The 22,308-nt window shown below is 40.3% G+C and carries 12 protein-coding genes; 7 read left to right on the top strand and 5 right to left on the bottom strand.

The window, feature by feature from the left end:
* Window positions 1-182: 182 nt before the first annotated feature.
* The 5 genes from ACX0HA_RS14490 to ACX0HA_RS14470 all read left to right on the top strand — a co-directional run bounded on the left by ACX0HA_RS14490 (window position 183) and on the right by ACX0HA_RS14470 (window position 8,354).
* Window positions 183-3,323: a SusC/RagA family TonB-linked outer membrane protein gene (locus ACX0HA_RS14490; protein ID WP_458846016.1), complete on the top strand. Its 3,141-nt coding sequence runs from the start codon at window positions 183-185 to the stop codon at window positions 3,321-3,323.
* 12 nt (window positions 3,324-3,335) lie between these two features.
* Window positions 3,336-4,937 (top strand): RagB/SusD family nutrient uptake outer membrane protein, encoded by a 1,602-nt coding sequence (locus ACX0HA_RS14485; protein WP_458846015.1) that lies wholly within the window; start codon window positions 3,336-3,338, stop codon window positions 4,935-4,937.
* Window positions 4,938-4,947: 10 nt separating this feature from the next.
* Window positions 4,948-5,967: an IPT/TIG domain-containing protein gene (locus ACX0HA_RS14480; protein ID WP_458846014.1), complete on the top strand. Its 1,020-nt coding sequence runs from the start codon at window positions 4,948-4,950 to the stop codon at window positions 5,965-5,967.
* A 178-nt stretch (window positions 5,968-6,145) separates the two neighbouring features.
* Window positions 6,146-7,390, top strand: coding sequence for a glycoside hydrolase family 27 protein (locus tag ACX0HA_RS14475; protein WP_458846013.1), 1,245 nt, complete (start codon window positions 6,146-6,148; stop codon window positions 7,388-7,390).
* A gap of 1 nt (window position 7,391) precedes the next feature.
* Window positions 7,392-8,354, top strand: a complete 963-nt coding sequence (locus tag ACX0HA_RS14470) for a glycoside hydrolase family 5 protein (RefSeq protein ID WP_458846012.1) — start codon at window positions 7,392-7,394, stop codon at window positions 8,352-8,354.
* A gap of 60 nt (window positions 8,355-8,414) precedes the next feature.
* Here ACX0HA_RS14470 and ACX0HA_RS14465 read toward each other — a convergent pair whose 3' ends face one another.
* The 3 genes from ACX0HA_RS14465 to ACX0HA_RS14455 all read right to left on the bottom strand — a co-directional run bounded on the left by ACX0HA_RS14465 (window position 8,415) and on the right by ACX0HA_RS14455 (window position 10,874).
* Window positions 8,415-9,098 carry a response regulator transcription factor gene (locus tag ACX0HA_RS14465; protein ID WP_458846011.1) on the bottom strand — a complete coding sequence of 228 codons (684 nt, stop codon included), beginning with the start codon at window positions 9,096-9,098 and terminating at the stop codon, window positions 8,415-8,417.
* Between the two features lie 2 nt (window positions 9,099-9,100).
* The gene (locus tag ACX0HA_RS14460; protein ID WP_458846010.1) at window positions 9,101-9,898 is read right to left on the bottom strand and encodes a sensor histidine kinase; all 798 of its coding nucleotides are present in this window, start codon (window positions 9,896-9,898) and stop codon (window positions 9,101-9,103) included.
* Between the two features lie 616 nt (window positions 9,899-10,514).
* Window positions 10,515-10,874, bottom strand: coding sequence for a hypothetical protein (locus ACX0HA_RS14455; protein WP_458846009.1), 360 nt, complete (start codon window positions 10,872-10,874; stop codon window positions 10,515-10,517).
* A gap of 300 nt (window positions 10,875-11,174) precedes the next feature.
* Here ACX0HA_RS14455 and ACX0HA_RS14450 point away from each other — a divergent pair, with 300 nt between their 5' ends.
* A complete protein-coding gene (locus ACX0HA_RS14450) occupies window positions 11,175-11,723 on the top strand; it encodes a phage tail protein (protein ID WP_458846008.1) in 549 nt (182 codons plus the stop codon).
* On the opposite strand, the gene ACX0HA_RS14445 is transcribed toward ACX0HA_RS14450, so the two are convergent.
* Window positions 11,720-12,751 carry an SAM-dependent methyltransferase gene (locus ACX0HA_RS14445; RefSeq protein ID WP_458846007.1) on the bottom strand — a complete coding sequence of 344 codons (1,032 nt, stop codon included), beginning with the start codon at window positions 12,749-12,751 and terminating at the stop codon, window positions 11,720-11,722. The genes ACX0HA_RS14450 and ACX0HA_RS14445 overlap by 4 nt on opposite strands.
* A gap of 96 nt (window positions 12,752-12,847) precedes the next feature.
* Between ACX0HA_RS14445 and ACX0HA_RS14440 the strand changes: the two genes are divergently transcribed.
* Complete coding sequence (locus tag ACX0HA_RS14440) at window positions 12,848-21,439, top strand: T9SS type A sorting domain-containing protein (RefSeq protein WP_458846006.1); 8,592 nt, start codon at window positions 12,848-12,850, stop codon at window positions 21,437-21,439.
* A gap of 361 nt (window positions 21,440-21,800) precedes the next feature.
* Here the strand turns inward: ACX0HA_RS14440 and ACX0HA_RS14435 are convergent.
* The coding region (locus ACX0HA_RS14435) for a LuxR C-terminal-related transcriptional regulator (RefSeq protein WP_458846005.1) at window positions 21,801-22,308 on the bottom strand (508 nt) is incomplete at its 5' end.

Genomic DNA, 22,308 nt, shown 5'->3' with positions numbered 1-22,308 from the left:
ACAAACGCTTAACATCTCCCATAAATTTGTTTTTATCAATAAATGAACCTTTATATTGCCGATAGCGAAATTAAAATGTTTATTTATTAGAAAGTCAGTAACTAACCTAACACAAATTAATTATGGGTAACACTTTACATTACTTTTCAAAATGGTGCACTAAGGGCAAGGCTTTGTCCCTCATGATGTTACTATTTTGTACCCTGGGCTCCTTGCAGGCTCAAAACATCGTAACAGGTGTAGTAAAAGATCCTACGGGAATGACTATACCCGGGGCAAACGTATCAGTTAAAGGAGGTACAGCAAACGTATCTACCAGCATTGATGGTGAATATTCTATCGATGTTCCTGCTGATGGTACACTTGTTTACAGCTTTATTGGGTATGCTTCTCAGGAAGTAGCCGTTAAAGGAAAAAAACAACTTAACGTAACACTAAAAGAAGACGCTAAAATTCTTGATGAAGTAGTTGTTATTGGATACGGTACCCAAAAGAAAGATGATATTAACAGTGCTGTATCATCAATACGCACAAAAGATATTGAAAATCTTAAGCAAACTACTGTAGACCAAATGCTTCAGGGTAAAGCAGCGGGTGTAACTGTGAGCAACAACTCAGGGCAACCGGGTAGTGCTGCATCAATCAGGGTACGTGGTACAACCTCAATATCAGGTACTAATGAGCCACTTTATATTATTGACGGTGTGCCGGTTTCGGGAGATGCTACAGGAAAATCAATGAGTGGAAGACCAATATCAGGTAATGATTTCTCTTCAAGTGGTGGTGCAGGTAACAATGCCGTAAGCCCGCTTTCTATGATCAATCCTAGTGATATCCAGTCTATCGACATCCTAAAGGATGCTTCTGCAACGGCTATTTATGGTTCAAGGGGAGCAAATGGTGTTATCATCATTACAACCAAATCAGGAAAAAAAGGCGATGGAAAACTAACCTATGAAGGATATACTTCAATCCAGTCTGTTTACAAAAAACTGGATGTACTTAACCTTCGTGAGTATGCACAATGGCAAAAAGATCTTTATCTTACTTATGGAGGCGATATTGCACAATTCCGTCCTGAATTTATGCATCCTGAACTATTGGGTGAAGGTACTGACTGGCAGGATGAAGTTTTCAGGACTGCTCAATCAAGCAGCCACCAGTTATCTTTTTCAGGAGCTAAAGATGGAACATCATATTACATATCGGGAGGTTTCCTAAATCAGGAAGGAATCGTATTAGGCTCTGGCTATAAGAGATATAATTTCCGTGTGAATGTTGACTCTCAGTTAAAAGACTGGCTAAGAGTAGGTACAAACGTTAATACCGGTATAACAAACGAGCAGCTTACTGTTAACCAAAGTTTTAGCGGACTTATCACCAATACATTGCTACAGGGGCCGGACATACCGGTAAGAAATCCTGACGGAAGCTTTGCAGGTCCTCAAAATAGTGACCAGAATTCAACCTATTTTAACCCGGTAGCTGAGGCTATGGTTAGGGATAATAAACTGGTTAGAAAAAATTTCCTTGGAAATATCTATGCTGAAGCTAGTATAGCAAAAGGTCTTAAATACAGGCTTGAACTTGGTGCAAACACCGAATTCACAGACCAAAAAGACTTCCTGCCTACCTATTTTTGGGGAGTACAAACCAATGCAACGGCTGATTTATATCAGAGAGATCAAAACTGGTATTCTACCAACCTTAAAAACCTATTAACTTACGACAATACATTTGGAAAACACCATATTACTGTTTTAGGAGGTCTTGAATCTAATGACAGCCATTGGGAAGGTACATCAATTTATGCTACGGGATTCTTAGTTAACGATCCGCATACTATTAACCTGGCAGACCCTAAATTGACGACCACAACCGGATATGAAGGAAGTGCATCTATATTCTCTGTTTTTGGCCGCGTACTTTATGACTTTGACAACAAGTATAGTATTTCTGCATCATACAGGGGTGACCAGTCTTCGAAGTTTGACCCAACTGCAGATGCACAATGGGGTTATTTCCCTGCAGTAGCATTAGGGTACAAACTTTCTAACGAAAACTTCATGGAAAGTACCCGTAAATATGTAGACAACATCAAGTTCAGATTTGGATATGGTGAAACCGGTAACCAGCAAATTCCGAATAATACCTATACAGGAACCCTGAATCCACAAAACTCAGCAATAGGTCCCGGTTATTTATTATTCAATATGCCAAATCCTAATACAACATGGGAATCAATGCGCCAGACAAACGTAGGTATTGATTTTACCTTATTCGATTCAAGATTTGGAGCAAGCTTTGACTGGTATAAAAAAGTTTCTGAAGGTTTCCTATTCCAGGTACCTTTAACTGATATGCTAACAGGTGGTGGTGCACAGTACGGAGGTATCAATGCTCCATATTCAAACCTGGGTGAAATGCAAAACCAGGGTTATGATATCACTTTAACTTATAACACTAAAGGTGCAGGTGATTTCCAGTATAATTCAAGCCTTGTATTCTCTCACTACAAAAACAGACTGAACGAAATACAGGACGGATTACCGCTTGTACAAGAAATCAACCTTAATGGCTACCAGCCTTATGTTGTTACTAACACAACTGTTGGCTCGCCAATAGGTATGTTCTATGGTTATGTTGCAGAAGGACTTTTCCAGACTAATGAGCAGCTTACAAGCTCTCCAAACCAATTTGGTACAGTTAACGGATCATTAGAAGCCGGTGCAACACAACTTGGTGACGTAAAATACAAAGACGTTAACGGTGATGGTGTAGTTGATGCTAAAGACAGAACGTCTATAGGTAACCCTCACCCTAAATTCACATTTGGTTTTACTAACAACTTTAAATACAAAAACTGGGATATGTCTGTTTTCTTACAGGGTTCTTACGGAAATGATATACTAAACCTTACTAAGAGAACAGGTATGGCAAATGCACAATTATACCAGAATGGACTACAGGGAACACAAAATTACTGGACTCCTGAAAATACCAATACTGATATACCAAGAGCAGTTAACAGTACAAGCCACCCTAACTTAAATGTTTCTACACGTTATATAGAAGATGGTTCGTACATGAGAATACAAAATCTTACGCTTGGTTATTCACTACCATCAGACATGCTTGCTAAGTCAAAAATAAGCAGGGTAAGACTATATGGTTCTGTACAAAACCTTGTTACCTTTACTAAATATGATGGCTATGACCCTGAAATTGGTTCATTTAACCAAAATGTACTTCTTAGCGGTATCGACAACGGAAGATACCCAAGCCCAAGAACAATTTCTGTAGGTATTAATTTAGAATTTTAAAAATTGACAAAAATGAAAAGAACATTTCTAAACGGATATAAATTACTGGGCCTTGTTGCAGCATTTAGTTTTGTTACTGCATCGTGTTCGGATGAGTTTACGAACAGGCCACCGCAGGATCAGATAAGTCTTGACTCCTATTATTCTAATGACGCACAGGTAGCATCAGCTACTAATGGAATGTATGCAAGGACATGGTTCCAGTTCCATAATAAATTCTTCTACGCAATTGCTGAAGTAGGTTCGGGTAACATGTACACCAACTCTTCAGACGTAAACGCAATGCGTAACTTCTCTATAAATGGCAGTGATCCTGAACTGGTACAGGGATGGAGATCTCTATGGGCCAATATTCAGCAGGCGAATGCTATCATTAACTTTCTTGAAGAACGTGTTGGTCCCGGCGTAAGCGATAACGTGTTGCAAAATACCATAGGAGAAGCCTACTTTATGAGGGCTACAGCCTATTTTTATCTTGTACGATTATGGGGTAATGTGCCAATCATCGAGAACAGTCTTGATTATGTTAACACCCCGAAATTCAATACAAACAGGATTGAGGACGTATATACATTAATCGAAAAAGATTATCAGGCTGCAATTGGAAGACTTTATGCTAAAACACGAGGTAACGCTTACATTAATAATATGCGTGTTTCAAAAGGTTCGGCAAAGTCTATGTTGGCAAAAGTTTACCTTTATACAAAAAACTATACGGGAGCCAAACAAATGGCCGAAGAGGTAATTAACAGCGGTGAATTCAAACTTTTGGGAAGCCCGCAATTACCAGGTAAATCTTTTGGGGACCTGTTCACCTACCCTAACAACAATAATGAAGAGTCAATCTTTTCACTGCAATGGGTAAATGACGGTAACTACGGTTCAGGAAATAACTGTAGCACACAGTTTGGTATCAGCACATCTGCACTTACAACATCAAACGCAAGTTATGGTGGCGTTTTTGCACCTTCTCAGGATGTAATTGATCTATATGGAACGGAAGACCTTAGAAGACATGAAACTATAATGTTCCCAGGTGCTGTGTATCCAAATATGAAGGTCCTTGTTGATGGAGGTAAAACTTCTCAGATTGGATTTACGGTTCCTGCAGCCGACCAAATCGGCGGACAAGGATCTGGTGTAGCCATTAAAAAATATTGTATTGGTATTGTTAATGGTACAGAAACAGGTACTATTGATGGTTCTAACATGACACAAAACTGTACTTACATAATGCGTTATGCAGACTTGTTGCTAATACATGCCGAAGCTACCCTTGCCGGCGGCGCAAGTACATCTGACGGAGGAGCACTGGAGTCTTTCAACGCAGTAAGAAACAGAGCCGGACTGGCAAGTGTAACAAGTATTACTCAGGATGACATTATGCTTGAGAGAAGAAAAGAACTATGTTTTGAAGGTGATTATTGGTTTGATCTGGGCAGGTTGCCAAGAGCTCAGGCAACAGCAATAATGGCAGCACAAAACAGGGGTAACATGTTTACTCCGGAGTTTTATAGTCCAAGTGAAGCAGATTTCTACCTTCCTTACCCTGATAATGAAGTGGTTAAAAACCCATTATTATTAGAAGCTCCGGTACCTTATGAATTTAAATAATCTGAACATCATGAAAAATTTAAAAATTAATATTACGCTAAGCATACTTGCAGTATTTGCAGCATTTGTCAGCCTGACTTCGTGCAGCGATGACGATGCGAAAGTAGGTGGCCAGCCAAGCATAGAAAATGTAAGCCTTGCTTATAATGACTCACTGGTAGAACAGGGCTATGCTAACAATATGTATATAATTAGGGGTAAAGGATTTACCGGTACTCAAAAAATATACTTTAACGATACCGATACCTACTTTAATTCTACACTTATTACTGATACAGCAATATTTGTTACTATTGACAAGAATACGCCTTACGACAACGCAAGCAACGAACTTAAGGTTGTTACTTCTGACGGAACGGCTATTTACCATTTTATTGTAGCGCCTCCGGCTCCTGAAGTACGCAGTTTCCAACCGGTTAATGCTGCAGAAGGCGAGCAGTTTACAATTTACGGAAACTTCTTCCTTGATCCTATCGTACTTGTAGGTGATGTTGAAGCACAAATAGTTTCAAGTACACTGACAGAAATTGTAGCGATAATGCCTCCCGGATCTCAGTACAAAAATGTAGCTGTTAAATCTATTTCAGGTACAACTGAATGGGGTACGGCTGTAGGTACAGCTATATATGATGATGCTTTTTATTCTCCATGGACAATAGAAGATTGGAATAACCATGTATACGTTACAGATCAATCAAAAGCGTATCAGGGAAAAACATTCATTAAAAAAGAAATAGAAGGATGGGGTAATATCCAGGGGAACTGGGCATGGAATGACCAGCTTACTCCTTACACAGGAATTCACTTCTATGTTCGTTCAGACGATGCCGCTAAGTTACAGCTTATTTTTAACGGAGACTGGGTTGACAATGTTGCCCGTCAGTTTGCAACATCTACAGAATGGACTGAGATACGTTTTACATGGGCACAACTGGGTAATCCTGCTGCACTGCAAAACATCAGTTTCAAAGAATTTACAGGTGCAAAACATAACTACTATTTTGACAATATTGGTTATACTACTGATTAAGTTTATAACTATAAATTGTTTTTTGTGTAACATTCCCTGAAGTTACTTCAGGGAATGTTTTTTAATTAAACATGATCCATAACATGTTATCAGGTTTTTAGATTCAGCCTTAAAAGCAACAATTACACAGAAAAATCTACATACATTAAACTCTGTTTAAACGCCAAATAAACATTCTATGAAAAAATTATTCTATTCACTATTATGCATGGCCTGGGCAGCTGCGGCAACCGCTCAGGGAAACAACTACGTGCAGGATTATACAAAATACCAGGGATTGGCAATGACGCCTCCCATGGGTTGGAACAGCTGGAACAAATTTGCCTGTAACGTAGATGAAAATCTAATAAAACAAATGGCAGATGCCATGGTAACAACAGGCATGAAAGACGCCGGTTACACCTATATAAATATTGACGATTGCTGGCATGGTGACCGTGATGAAAAAGGTTTTATTCACCCCGACCCTACCCGATTCCCTTCAGGGATGAAAGCCCTGGCTGATTATGTACACAGTAAAGGATTAAAGCTTGGGGTTTACTCTGATGCAGGTTCGCAAACCTGTGGTGGAAGGCCCGGAAGCCGTGGTTATGAATTTCAGGACGCTTTAACCTATGCCGAATGGGGTATTGATTACCTTAAATATGATTGGTGCAACACTGAAGGCCTCAAAGCTGAAGGTGCTTATAAAACCATTACTGCAGGCCTTAAAAAAGCAGGTCGCCCAATTGTATTGAGCATTTGCGAATGGGGTACTGACAAACCATGGGATTGGGGACAAAATGTTGGCCACCTATGGAGAACTACGGGTGATATCTATAACTGCTTTGATTGCATAAAAGATCATGGCAGCTGGAAGGCATTTGGTGTTATGCAGATACTTGACATGCAGAAAGACCTTCGCCAGTATGCAGGCCCGGGACACTGGAATGACCCCGACATGCTTGAAGTAGGTAACGGACAATTAACTCCCGGAGAAGACAGGGCACATTTTACAATGTGGGCTATGATTGCAGCTCCACTGATCGCAGGCAACGACCTTCGAAACATGGACAAAGAAACACTGGAAGTACTTACCAATAAAGACGTAATTGCTATAAACCAGGATAAACTGGGGATACAAGGTTTTAAAATATCAGAAGATGCAGGATTGGAAGTATGGGCAAAACCATTAGTTAATGGTGACTGGGCTATTGCTTTCCTTAACAGAAGTACCATTACTAAAAAGATAGATTTTAACTGGGCCCTGCATAAGGTATATGATGATATCAATAAGCTTGACGCTTCTTTTGGCAGTACAACATATACTATTAAAAACCTTTGGAATAAAAAAGACAAAGGTACAGCCACGACAAAAAAAGCATTAAAAGCAGAAATTCCGGCTCACGATATACTTACCCTGCGTCTTACAAAACAAAAATAAAATGACACAGTCCTTTAAAATAACAATAGCAGCCTTTTTGATAGGTTTTTCAGGCTTTTCCCAGGTAAAAGAGCATGGACAGCTTAGCGTAAAAGGCACCCAGCTGATAGATAAAAACGGGAAACACGTAATGCTTCGTGGCATGAGCTACGGCTGGCATAGCTTTTGGCCCCGATTTTATAACCCACAAAGCGTAAAATGGCTAAAAGACGACTGGAATGTAAATATTGTACGCGCTGCAATGGGAATTGAAGTTGGCTCTAAAGGCTTAACTTATAAAGAAAACCCTGCAGATGCCAAGGCTAAGATAAAAGCTGTAGTAGATGGTGCTATCAAAGAAGACATCTACGTGATCATTGACTGGCACAGCCACAATATAAACCTCGAAGAAGCCAAAGCTTTTTTTGATGAAATGTCAAAAACATACGGCAGCAAACCAAACGTTATTTATGAGATATTCAACGAACCGGATGACGAAAGCTGGGCCGATATAAAAGCCTATAGCGAAGCGGTAATAAAAGTTATACGTAAAAACGATCCGGACAATATTATATTGGTAGGTTGTCCTCACTGGGACCAGGACATTAACCTGCCTGCTGCAGATCCTATAAAAGGATATGACAACCTGATGTATACCGTACACTTTTATGCGGCTACACATAAACAGGAGCTGCGCGACCGCACTGATGCAGCGTTACAAAAAGGACTGCCTGTATTTATTTCGGAATGTGCAGGAATGGAAGCAACCGGCGATGGCCCGCTAGACCTGGTTGAATGGCAAAATTGGATAGACTGGATGGAAGCCAGAGGCATCAGCTGGGTAACATGGTCCGTTTCGGATAAAGATGAAACCTGCAGTGTCCTTCAAAAATCAGCTTCATCTAAAGGGGGATGGAAACAAACCGACCTTAAAGAAAGTGGAATTAAGACTCGTGAATATTTACGAAAATTGAATAAAAAATAAGTTGAGTTAGTTTTATTTGGGTCAGAATCGTCCGGAAATAGTTTTCGGGCGATTCTTTTTTTATTCTAATAAGCTCTCGAGTGTTACATGCTCATTGTTTATAGCATATATAATAAGCCCTATCATGTTTTTGCACTCTGTTTTGCGCAACAGGTTGTTCCTGTGGCCTTCAACTGTCCTGGTGCTCAAAAACAATTTTTCGGCAATTTCTGCACCACTAAATTGTTTACATATAAGCTTCAGCACTTCTATCTCACGATTAGTAAGCTGCTCATCAAGATACCTGCTCTTTACCTTTTTCTTTGGCGATATAAGGTATTCATGTATTACCTGAAGTACTTCGTCATTATAATAAAAGCCATTAGCATATACTTCATTAATTGTTAGCATCAATTCCTGTGGTGTGGTATTCTTCACAAGATAAGAAGCCGCTCCTACATCTATCATATTGGCTATAAACGATTTTGTATTATAGCTTGTAAGCGCAATTATTTTTATCTCTGGGAATTCTTCATGAATTATCCTGGTAGCCTCTACCCCATTCACGATAGGCATTTTAAGATCTATTATGATGATATCCGGGTTACTTCCGTTACTACTGTTTTCGCGTAAAAAAGCAATGAGCTCTTCGCCATTAGAGGCTTCAAAAATTATATCAATATTTTTTTTTCGCTGCAGTAAGAATGCGATTCCTTTTCTGAATAAAACTTCATCATCTGCTAATGCGATCCTGATATTTTCCATAACTAAAAATTAAAAACTATGTTAACTCCCTTATTGACTACCGATTCAATTTTTATAGAGCCTTCAAGAAATATGATGCGGCTTTCAATATTTTTCATGCCAAGCCCAGTCTTTTTATTTTTAAGCATCTTACTGTCAAAGCCTCTTCCATTATCCGAATAGTTGCATGTAACCTTCCCTTCTTTCTGATCAATAAGAATTGAAATTACAGTTGCTTTACCATGTTTGATGGAATTGTTCATCAGCTCCTGCATTATCCTAAAAACATGCAGGTGCCTGTTTTTATCCTTATCATCAAACTTTACATTATTTTCGTAATGAACTTCAATAGACTTAGTGCTGTTAAGATCAAAACAAAGTTCTTCAAGACCGGCATGAAGCCCAAACTTATCCAGCACCGGAGGCAATAGATCGTGGGCAATTCTTCTGGAATTAGCAAGTGCCTTAGATACAAGATTAATAATATTGCCGGTAATATCGGCCGTTTCCATTTCGGTTAAATCAGGTGTAGTAAGCAAATGGCTGTTAAGCGATACTATATTCAGTTTAGAGCTTATATCGTCGTGAAGATCCTGGGCTATACGTTTCCTTTCGGTTTCCTGAACTTCAAGCGTTGCCAAAATAAGGTCTCTTTGGTATTCAATCTCAAGGTTCTTTTTTTCCAGTTCTTTCTGAATTATTTTTTTCTTTGAAAAATGAAAGAATAACAGAAGTATCATTCCCATAAAGAACATCAGGAAGATACCGGTTATAACTATCAGGCCCGTCTGGTTGGTTTGAGATAAAAAGTCTGTTTCCATTCCCACAAAATTAACAATTGATATACAACAAATAATAATGCGTTTATATTCCAGATGAAATCACTGATTTCCCGGTTGAATGACACTATTGAAGTAGCCGAAACAAAAATAAGTGAACTGCTTATCAAATAAATAAATATCCCTATTGTAACAGTATGAAAATTCAATTGCTTAGAAATTAACTCCAGTAAATACATTACAGCATAAACTATGAGTGTACATGTTGTAACAAGTAGCCCTAAAGAATTGAATTCAAAATAAAGCTTGGGCTGCATCCAATATTGAATAATTAACCCTACTACAATGATAGATGCCGAATATTTTACAATATTTTTTTTTTTAGTGCTTATACCTGAAAAAAGGTAATAAAAGAAAATGCTAAGTAATATAAAAGGAAAAAAAAGGTAATATGTACTTATAAAATGATTGTTAATGTTATTAGATGCATATACCTCTGTCACTAATTGTATAATAAACAGAGACAAAAGGTATACTACAAAAACTTTATAGGCTTTGCTCCTTTGAGCAAAGCCTATTGAGTAAATAATAGTATTGATCAGCAGAGTACAAAGCCCTACATAGGATAATACTTTTAATATAACTTTTAACAAATACATTAACTTTTCGTTAGGTTCAGCTCACTGCTGTTGTCACAGGCGTTAGGACATGGCCTTGTCATATCATAGATATTGTTACCTGCTTCTTTTCCAGGAAGCAGATCGATAAAAGTCTGAGTAACCTTATCATATTTAGTACCTACAAACATAAGTTTTTCAAATCCGTTGTCGTCAACTCCTAAATAGCCTCTTACCGCATCAATTTCTTCAGTAAGTATATTCTGAAAATCTTCTTTTGGAATCAGGAAGGCATGAAGTTCATTGTGCGTGTAATATGTGCCTTCTTGTTTTCTCCATCTTTTAGCATAGCGTATAGCATCTGTTAATTCGATAGTGTCTACTGGTTTTTCTTGTGCCATAATATAAATAATAAATTGGTTACTGTTGGTTATAATCAATCAGATAAAGAGGCAAGTTAATTGTTTCCTGAAACAATTATTGCTATCAAAGATAAAATAATTATTAAGCAATTATTTACAATCAACCGCTTGTTTTCTGCCGTAAATGTACATTCTCTTTTTTATAAATCTATCAAATGCTAAAAAACATCTTTTAACGGAATAAAAATCAGGTAAAAGTACGCGGTTTTGGCTTCACCCCATTATCTAATTTAGCATCAATCAATTAAACCAACTATCAACTTTAAAAACTCAAGCATTATGGAAGAATTTATTGGAATCGTAAAATTATTTGCTGGAAATTTTGCCCCTAAAGGTTGGGCACTTTGCAATGGTCAACTTTTATCTATAGCACAAAACACCGCACTTTTTTCAATTTTAGGTACTACCTATGGTGGCGACGGACAAACAACATTTGCGCTGCCAAACCTTCAGGGTAGAGTACCTCTAGGAACAGATACTTCCGGCAAATATCCCGCTGGTTCTATGGCAGGTAGCCCTAGTGTAACACTAACTACACTACAAATACCGTCACACACACACACCGGTGCAGGTACTGTATCTGTAAGTCCGGCTGATGCAACCGCCTCTGTACCTGTAAAAGGTATGTCGATAGCTACACCGGGGGGATTAGTATCAAGGGTGTTTACAGGAACCTTAGGTTTTGCTACTTCTTCACCAAGTGTAGATCTAACCAGTAACATTACAACAGGTGCAGCAGGCGGCGGCCAACCTGTAAATGTAATGCAGCCTTACATGGCAATGAACTATATTATATGCACATCGGGAATTTTCCCTTCAAGAAATTAATCAGGATTATTTACAACCCGTTCTTTTAAATTATGTGACCATTGGGGAATATCGCTAAAGTCGTATACCAATTGAATACCTGAGTAACCTGTCAGACTATACATTGACACTATACAGTAGGGATTTGTAATATAGGACTCAGCTGTCTTTAACTCGATGTCGTCATAGATTATAAGTTCGGTAAAAACACAAACATCAGGGTGATTGGTAAAATTATCCGGCAGTTCATAAAAGTTACTTTCAAATTTACAATCGTAACTCGGGCTGCTAAAAAGTTCTTTGTTTACTGTAAATAATCTATCAACAAATACACGATGGAGATAGGGCTGCAATTCGTTGTGGCCCTTTACCTCGTTTATAGCATTCTTAAGATAGGGCTCGTAGTCAAAAAAGGTATATGTAAGATCTATGCTTATTGCCTCCGGTATCAATATGCCATGAGGAGGCAGCTGAGGAACAATGTTTTTTACGATGGCAACCTGGGGCTCGCGCGTAAGACCGTAATGCATGGTCTCTGATATTGCGAGGTCAATTATAAAATCATTTGGTGTACGATATGTGATGGCATCAGTTTCAATTAATTGCAGCTGATAATCGTCAAGGCCGATAACCGATATAAGATTGTGTACAGATTCTATTGATGATGCATTAATGTCTAGCAATATGGCATTAATCCTGCCTTTATCGAATAAAGGAAGTAACGGCAGGATTAACGTTGCATAAGGGCCACAGCCCGCATAGAGTATATTAATGCTTCTGTCTGGAAAATCATTGCACAGCTTCGTCAAAGCCTTATGTACGCCTTTAATAAAATACACCGTTCGTAAATAATCATCAACACAATCGGCAGCGCCTGAGCTTGATAAAGCAACACCGCCTTTAACAACGGTTTCATTGATCTCAGAAGGCCTGTTTGTCGTTATCTTCTTATAATAATCTGATAGGTTTTTTGCGAATTTTACATAATTATCAACAGTATTTAACGAAATAATAGACTCAACAATAACCTTAAGCTCGTGTTTTTGCATAATTTTAAATATCTTTAACATCTTTTAAGATATGGCAAAATAAGTCAAAAATATAATGCAACCCCTCAAATAGATAAAAATTCAATTTTCTAAATTATGAAAAAACTCTACTTACTATTAACATTTATGTTTTTTGCGGTACAGCACATTGCTGCGCAAACTACTGAAGAAACGTTTGAAGGAGCCACCCACCTTCAGTCAAGTTTCACAAGTGGCTCCGCAACATTCAATATGAGCGGGCCATATGGCTTTAATGTCTTTGATTCTCCATCTACTGGATTGGGTTATAATGCTTCAAGTAATTTTATACAAGTCAATGACCCGGCAAATCAGCCCGTTTTAGGCCAGACAGGTGTTATTACTATCGCTAGTGGCTTCTTCAAGCTAAATAGCCTTTGGATCTATCTAACAGGTGTTGCAGAACAATATCCTAATGTTAGCTTTAATGGAGCAGCCGGATCGGTTACATTTGTTGGAAAACTGGGCGGAGTAGAACAATTTAGTGTTATAAAAACATATCCAAGCTCAAATATAGGCTATGGTCTGCCAGGAAATGGCTTTAATTCTGTTGATTTCACCGCTCAGTCGGGTCTTAGTATAGACCGGCTTGAAATCCAGCTAAGTGGCAATTACGATTATTTTGCAATAGATAATTTTAAATGGACGGCCAATACAACTCCTACAATAGGTACAACAGGCACTTTAAGTGCCTTTTCTTCATGTGCGGGCTCAGTATCAGCTTCTCAGAATTTTTCAGCAACCGGAACTAATCTAACAGCTGGAATAAGTGTAGCCGGACCTACAGGATATGAATTTTCAGCAACATCAGGGGGAACCTATACTACGACACTTTCACTTCCATCAACCGGCGGTACAGTATATGCAAGGCTCTCTGCTTCTGCTACGGGTAACCCGGGCGGAAATATCACATTGACATCTACCGGAGCTACTTCCCAAACTATTGCTGTAAGCGGTACAGTAACAGCAATACCTAATGTAACTGTTAATCCTACAGCAAAAACCGTTTGTGCCGGATCGAACACTACTTTCAGCGTTACAGCAACTAATTCTCCCAATTATCAATGGCAGGTTAGTACAGGATCCGGATTTAGTGACTTGACTAATACAGCTCCTTATTCCGGTGTTACTACTTCTACACTTACAATAACAGGAGTAACTGCTACAATGAATAACTATCAATACAGGGCAAAACTAATAAACGGTTCATGTACCGACAATTCTAACAGTGCTGCCTTAACTATCCCTACTGCACTTGGCAGTTCAATATCCACACAAAACAATGTTACTACTTATGGTGGCAATAATGGTTCTGCAACCGTTGCCGCTACAGGAGGTACAACACCATATTTTTACTCATGGTTCCCTTCAGGCGGGACAGCTGCAGGAGCATCAGGCCTTACAGCCGGTACTTATACCGTAACTATTACTGACAGCACTCCAAATGGTTTGGGAGGGTGTACTAAAACACAAACGGTAACCATTGCACAACCTGCCGGTGTTTCAGCATCGGTAACTTCATTAAGTGCCTTTTCTACTTGTAGTGGCACAGCATCAACAGCACAAAGCTTTACCGTAAGCGGTGGCTCAGGCTTAACGGCTAATGTTATAGTAACAGCCCCAACCGGCTATGAGGTGTCTTTATTGCCAGGTTCAGGTTATGGAGGAACTGTAACTATTACACCATCAGTCGGAAACATAACTACCACCACTATACATGCACGCCTGGCCTCTACAGCAACAGGTACTCCGGTAGGAAATATTACAGTTTCATCTACAGGTGTAACTACCAAAAATGTAGCGGTAACCGGAACGGTAAATGCAATAACTTTTACAACGCACCCATCTGACAGTTCTGTTTGTCCAGGAGGGGATACAACCTTTACAGGAGCTGCATCAAACGCAACAGGCTATCAATGGAAAGTTAGTATTGCAGGTGGCCCCTTCAATAACGTTACCAATACGGCTCCATATTCGGGCGCTACAACGGCAACGCTTACTATAACCGGTGCTATAGCAGGAATGAATGGCTACCAATACAGGCTTGACGCTACAGGAAGCTGTCCTACAGCCTCTTCTAACGTTACCACACTTACAGTGGGTGGAACTCCTGCTGTTACAGGAAATCCAGCTAACAGAACTATCTGCACAGGATTTAACACTACTATTAGTGTTGCAGCTACAGGTGCATCAATCTACCAGTGGCAGGTAAGTATTGACGGTGGCAATAACTATAATGATATAGCTAATGGTGCGCCTTACTCAGGAGTTACTACTCCAACGCTTACTGTAACAGGTGCTACTAGTGCTATTACAGGATACCGATACAGATGTACAGTAGGAAATGGCTGTACTTCTACAAATTCAAGCGGGGGTATACTGTCAGTAATTACTATCATAATAGGTCAAAGCCAGACAAACGTAACCACTTATGGAGGCAGTAACGGAACTGCCACTGCCACACCTAGTGGAGGCATTTCTCCTTATACATATTCATGGTCTCCTTCAGGTGGTTCAGCAGCGACTGCAACCAACCTTCCAGCAGGTACCTATACGGTAACAGTTAAAGATGATATTAATTGCCAGACTACTTCTGCCAATTATGTTATAACACAACCTGCCGGTGTAGCAACTTCTGTAAGTACACTCACTGCTTTTGCTACTTGTAGCGGGACAGCTTCTGCAAATAAGACCTTTACTGTAAATGGCGGTGGTTTAACTGCCGACCTTGTTGTAACCGCTCCTACAGGATATGAAGTTTCATTAACATCCGGTTCTGGTTATGGAGGCAGTGTATCGCTTACTCAAACAGGTGGCAATGTAGCTACAAGAACTATATATGTACGCATGGCTGCTACAGCATCGGGTACAATGAACGGAAATGTTACGGTTACATCAACAGGTGTTACTACTAAAAATGTTACAGTAACCGGTTTGGCATCAAACTTAAGCGCTTCATCCTATATCGTTAGCAACGTAAGCTGTTTTGGAGGTAATAACGGCAGCATTGACCTTACGCCTTCAGGAGGACAGATACCTTATACCTATAACTGGGGCGGCGCCTCAACGCAAGACAGAACATCCATCGTTTCAGGCACTTACTCCGTAACTATTACTGACAATAACAGTTGTACTTATACTATCAATAATATTGTTGTAGGACAACCTGCAGCAGCACTTAGTGCCGCTGCGGGAGGAGGTAAAACCGATGTTTCTTGTTTTGGAGGAAATAACGGAACTGCAACAGTAGCTCCAACAGGAGGTACAACAACATATACTTATTTATGGGATACCAGCCCGCAACAGACAACAGCTACTGCTGTAGGACTTACTGCCGGAACATATACAGTGACGGTAACTGATGCTAATGGATGCCAGGCTACAAGGACCTTTACCATAAATCAACCAGCTGCAGCACTTAACGTCAACACAGGCGGAGGTAAAACCGACGTATCTTGTAACGGAGGTGCTAATGGTACTGCTACAGTTGCACCTACGGGAGGTACAACAACATATTCGTATTTATGGGATACAACACCAACACAAGCAACAGCTACTGCTACAGGACTATCTCAAGGAACATATACAGTGACAGTAACTGATGCTAATGGATGCCAAAGAACAAGGTCGTTTACGATCAACCAGCCATCAACATTAGTCGCAACGACAGGTACAATAAATAATGCAAGCTGTAACGGAGGGGCTAACGGATCGGCTCAGGTAATTGCATCGGGAGGTACGCCTGCATATACATATTCATGGAATACAACGCCGGTTCAGACAACTGCGACCGCAAACGGATTATCTGCAGGTACTTATACTGTAACCGTAAAAGATGCTAAAAACTGTGAAACAACTCAAGACTTTACGATCAGTGAACCTGCGTCTCTACTTGTAGCTACTGCTGCTTCACAAACCGATGTATCATGTAACGGTGGTGTTAACGGAATGGCTACAGTAAGCGCAACAGGCGGTACCGGAGCATATACCTATTCATGGACACCTTCAGGCGGTACAGCAGCAACGGCATCGGGACTTGGTGCAGGTACATATACTGTAACTGTTAAAGATGCTAATAACTGTACTGATACACAAAGCTTTACCATTCTTCAGCCTGCGAATGCAGTTACAGCCTCTGCTGTGGCACAAACTAATATAGCCTGTCGTGGGAATGCTACAGGTTCAGCTACCGTGAGTGCATCAGGTGGTACAGGAGCATACACCTATTCATGGGCTCCAACAGGTGGTACATTAGCTACTGCTTCAAATCTTACGGCAGGAACGTATACTGTAACCGTTACGGATGCCAATGGCTGTACAGATACAGAAACCTTTACCTTAACACAGCCTGCAGCAGCATTAGCCACAACGGCAGGTACTATAAACAATGTAAGCTGTAACACGGGGGCTAACGGATCGGCTCAGGTAATCGTAAGCGGTGGTACCACCCCTTATACATACAATTGGGACGGTACACCTATAGGAGATGGTACTGCTACTATTTCAGGATTATCAGCAGGGACATACAATGTAACTGTCACTGATGGCAATGGTTGCCAGGCAACCAGGGCATTTACAGTAACACAGCCAGCTCCACTTGTTGCCTCTTTTGGTTCACAAAACAACGTTAGCTGTAATGGAGGAACTAATGGAATGGCAACAGTAGCCGTTACAGGCGGAACCGGAACCTATACTTACCTTTGGAATCCTACGGGAGGAACAGCAGCATCAGCATCTGGATTGCCTGCAGGAAACTATACTGTTATCGTAAAAGATGCTAATCTTTGCCAGACAACTCAAAGTTTTACAATTTTACAGCCAGCAGTATTAACATCTACAATATCAAAAACAGATGTTTTATGTAATGGAGGCGCTACAGGCACTGCATCAGTAATCGCTTCGGGAGGAACACTGGCTTATACTTATCTATGGTCGCCTTCAGGAGGTACTGCTGCTACAGCTTCAGGGCTTGCTGTAGGAAACTACAGTTGCCTTATAACCGATAATAACGGATGTTTTATAACCAAAAACATTACTATCAATCAGCCTTCCATATTAGGTGCAACGACATCACAAACCAGTGCTAACTGCGTATCAGGAGGTACGGCATCTGTGTCACCATTTGGAGGAGTGAGCGGATATACTTATTTATGGGCTCCTGGTGGCGCAACAACTCAGTCTGTATCAGGTTTAGCCGCGGGCACGCATACCTGCCTGATTACTGATGCTAACGGTTGTACAGTTACTAAGACCATTATCATAACAACTACAAATACGCTTGTAGCTTCTACCTTCCAAAATGACCTACTGTGTAATGGTGTTAACACAGGCACGGCAGGAGTCATTCCTGCAGGAGCACCAGGTCCGTATACTTATGTATGGTCTCCATCGGGAGGTTCGGCAGATACTGCATCAAATCTTGCAGCTGGAAATTATAGTGTAGTAATCACTGCTTCTAACGGCTGTTCTATAACCAAGAATTTTACTATAACTCAGCCAAGTGCTCTTGTAGCAACTGCAGGTACAGTATCTAATGTAAGCTGCAATACAGGGAATAACGGTATGGCTTCTGTAAATGTAACAGGAGGTACAGGCGCATATACTTATTTATGGGCTCCTTCTGGAGGTACAGCGGCTACTGCCAATGGACTGGCTGCCGGAACTTATACTGTAACTGTTAAGGATGCTAATCTTTGCCAAACGACACAAAGCTTTACTATCACACAACCTAATGCCCTTGTTGCCTCTGTTGGTTCGCAAACCAATGTAAGCTGTAATGGAGGAACTAACGGTTCGGCTACTGTATCAGTAACAGGCGGCACGGGAACATATACTTATCTATGGATGCCTTCAGGTGGTACAGGAGTTACAGCAAGCGGATTAGCAGCGGGTACTTATACTGTAACTGTTAAGGATGCCAATCTTTGCCAGACTTCACAAAGCTTTACCATAACTGAACCGGCTGCACTTACAGCAACCACTTCACAAACTAATGTTTTATGTAACGGAGGTTCTACAGGTACAGCCTCAGTAACAACCAGCGGAGGAACAGCAGCATATACCTATTTATGGGCTCCAACCGGAGGAACAGCCGCCGCTGCAACAGGATTGGCTGCAGGTACATATACCTGTACTATCACCGATGTTAAGGGATGCTTTATTATTAAAACATTTACCCTGACACAACCTTCTTCATTAGTAGCATCAGCCGGAACTCAAAACAACCTGAGCTGTAACGGTGGTGCTAATGGTAGTGCAACTGTAAACGTAACAGGTGGAACAACTCCATATACGTATGACTGGAACGGTACCCCTATAGGAGATAACACAGCAACTATTTCAGGCCTTATGGCAGGAACATATACTGCGACTGTAACAGATGCTAAAGGCTGTACAACCAACCAGATATTTACAATAACACAGCCTTCGGCACTGGATGCAACTACATCACAAGTTAATGTATCGTGCTTTGGCGCAAGCAATGGTTCAGCTTCAGTAGTTGTAACAGGCGGTACAGGAGCATATACTTATTTATGGGCACCTTCAGGAGGTACAGCTGCTACTGCCAATGGACTAGCAGTTGGAACATATACTGTAACTATAAAAGATGCTAATTTGTGCCAAATAACAAAATCGGTTACTATAACCTCTACACAGGCACTTACAGTAATACCTACACAAACCAATGTTAGTTGTAACGGAAATTCGAATGGTACAGCCAGTGTAGCAGTTACAGGAGGTTCAGGAACGTACACTTACTCTTGGGCACCTTCGGGAGCAACTACATCATCCGTAACAGGACTGGCACCGGGTACATATATTGTAACCATAACCGATAGCAACGGATGTACAAAAACACAGAGTTTTACAATTACACAACCTCCGGTTTTAGTAGTTAATGGCTCTACAACCAATATAACCTGTAACGGAGGCGCTAATGGATCGGCTACGGCTACAGCAACAGGAGGGACACCGGGATATACATATTCATGGGCACCTTCGGGCGGCACAGCTGCTACAGCAACAGGATTATCTGTAGGTACTTATATATGTACAGTAACCGATGCTAATGGCTGCACGCAAACGCGAAATTTCACCATACTGCAACAGAATCCTATTGTGGTTACAACATCCCAGACAGATGTACTATGTCACGGAGCAACTACCGGCTCGGCTACGGTAAATGTAAGCGGTGGTGTACCGGGTTATAGCTATCTATGGGCTCCTTCGGGCGGAACTGCTGCTACAGCTTCAGGCTTAGGAGAAGGAACTTACACATGTACCATAACCGATGGCGCAGGATGTTTTGTTATACGCACATTTACAATCACTGCTCCTACTGCCATAACAGTCAGTATGAGCCAGACAAACGTAACCTGCTCAGGCAATAACGACGGAACTATCAATATTGAAGCTACCGGCGGCGGCGTAGGACCCTATACTTATACCTGGTCACCAGCTGTAGCTACGGGAACTGCTGCTTCAAATCTTGCTGCAGGAAACTATCGTGTAACTGTTAGCGATGCTAATGGCTGTACTGTAATACGAAATTTCAGCATTACACAACCTGCACCTCTTTCTGTTTCAATAGTAAAAACAGATGTTAGCTGTTTTGGTAATAACGATGGTACGGCACTTGCTCAAATTACCGGAGGTACCACTCCATATACTTATTCATGGGTATCATCGGGCGGAGGAACGCCAAATCCGACAAACCTTACAGCAGGTACATATACAGTTACTATAACAGATGACAACGGATGTACATTAACAAATACCATAACCATAAATCAGCCTCTTCAGGCTATTGTAACTAACCATCCTCAGGATGTAAGCATTAACCCTGGAGGTACTGCAACCTATACTGTTGCAGCAGTAAATGCTAATGCCTACCAATGGCAATTTAGCGATAACGGAACGAACTGGACCGATGTTACTGATGGTGGTCAAAACCCTGCATACTCAGGTGCTACTACTGAAACGCTTACAATTACTAATGTACCTGCCAGCTATAATGGATATTTATACAGGGTAGCTACAATAAATGGAACGAACTGTATTGTTTACTCTAATGCCACATCTTTAAATGTAAACAACGAACTTGAAGCTGTAGATGATGATTTTAGCAGTAATGCAATATTAGCAGGTACAGGCGGCATTGCCGGTGATGTTACTGATAACGATCTATTTAACAATATGTCTGTAAATGATTCGGATATTACGATATCAATAACTGATAATGACGGAATGTTTAATGCCTTTATAGATGATAATGGAAACCTTATTGTACCACCTACCGCTACAGTTGGTACCTATATTGTAACTTACAAAATTTGCGAAAATGCAGATCCTTCTAATTGCAGTACTGCCGAGGCAATCGTAGAAGTGACCAGTACCAGCGGTGCAAATGATTTCAGGAACCTGCAACTGAGTGTATATCCTAACCCGGCTACGACATCAGTATTTATAAAAATACCGGATTTTACAGATCATAAAAACTTAAAATTAAGTGTGCATGACCTTAACGGAAGACTGGTTAAAGAGGAACACCTTACTACCGAACTGCAAAAAGTTGAAGTAACCGGACTGGAATCAGGAGTGTATATTTTCATTATAAAATCTGATACGGCACAAGCCACCAGGAGAATTGTAGTCGACAAGAAGTTCTAATTGAATAAACCAACTATCAATATATATTTTAAAAAGAAACATCCCCTTTATGGGGATGTTTTGTTTTACAGGAAATTATAAACAAAAAAAAGAGCAGCGGCTTACTACCACGCTGCTCCCATCTAATAAATCTGAAATTATAAAAATCAGACCTTCTATATTTTAAAAAACAGGCAGGTATAGAGTTACAAAAGTAAAACAGCACTAATTTTATGGGGGGCTAAAAATACTGCTAACCTGCCTGTTTTTTTAACAATAATTTTGTAATTATTTATAAGTCAAATGTCACGCAAAATACACGACAAACTCAGGTAGAAAATACCTGTTTTTGTAAAACAGGTATTTTTACGCGTTAAGCCTTTTATATAACAGGAAGCTCATCAACACGGATAATGCTCTGCTGTATCGCATAAATAACCAAACCTGCAATATTCCTGGCTCCTGTTTTGGCAAACAGGTTATTTTTATGTCCTTCTGTTGTACGCTGGGTAATGTATAAAAGGTCACCAATTTCTTTTGCTGTTTTTTGCTGGCATATAAGTTTAAGTACTTCGATTTCCCTTTCTGACAGAAGTTCATCTTCCTGCAGTACCGGCTTAGGTACCTTGGCAGGTATCTGGTCCCTCAATACACTAAGCTGATCATCTTTAAAATAATACCCCTGCCTGTGCACAATACGAATAATATCTACAAGTTCTACCGGAGAGATTCCCTTTGGCAGGAAAGCCGATACGCCAGTCTTAAGCATAAAGCCCATAAACAGTTTTTGATAATGCGAAGAGATCACAATAACCTTTACTCCGGGATAATTATCCTTAAGCTGCTGGGTTACCTCTACCCCATCCATACCTGACATTTTAAGGTCAAGA

The organism is Flavobacterium hauense (assembly GCF_054457175.1).
The sequence above is the reverse complement of the archived record's forward strand: the minus strand, read 5'-3'. Positions and strand labels throughout refer to the sequence as shown.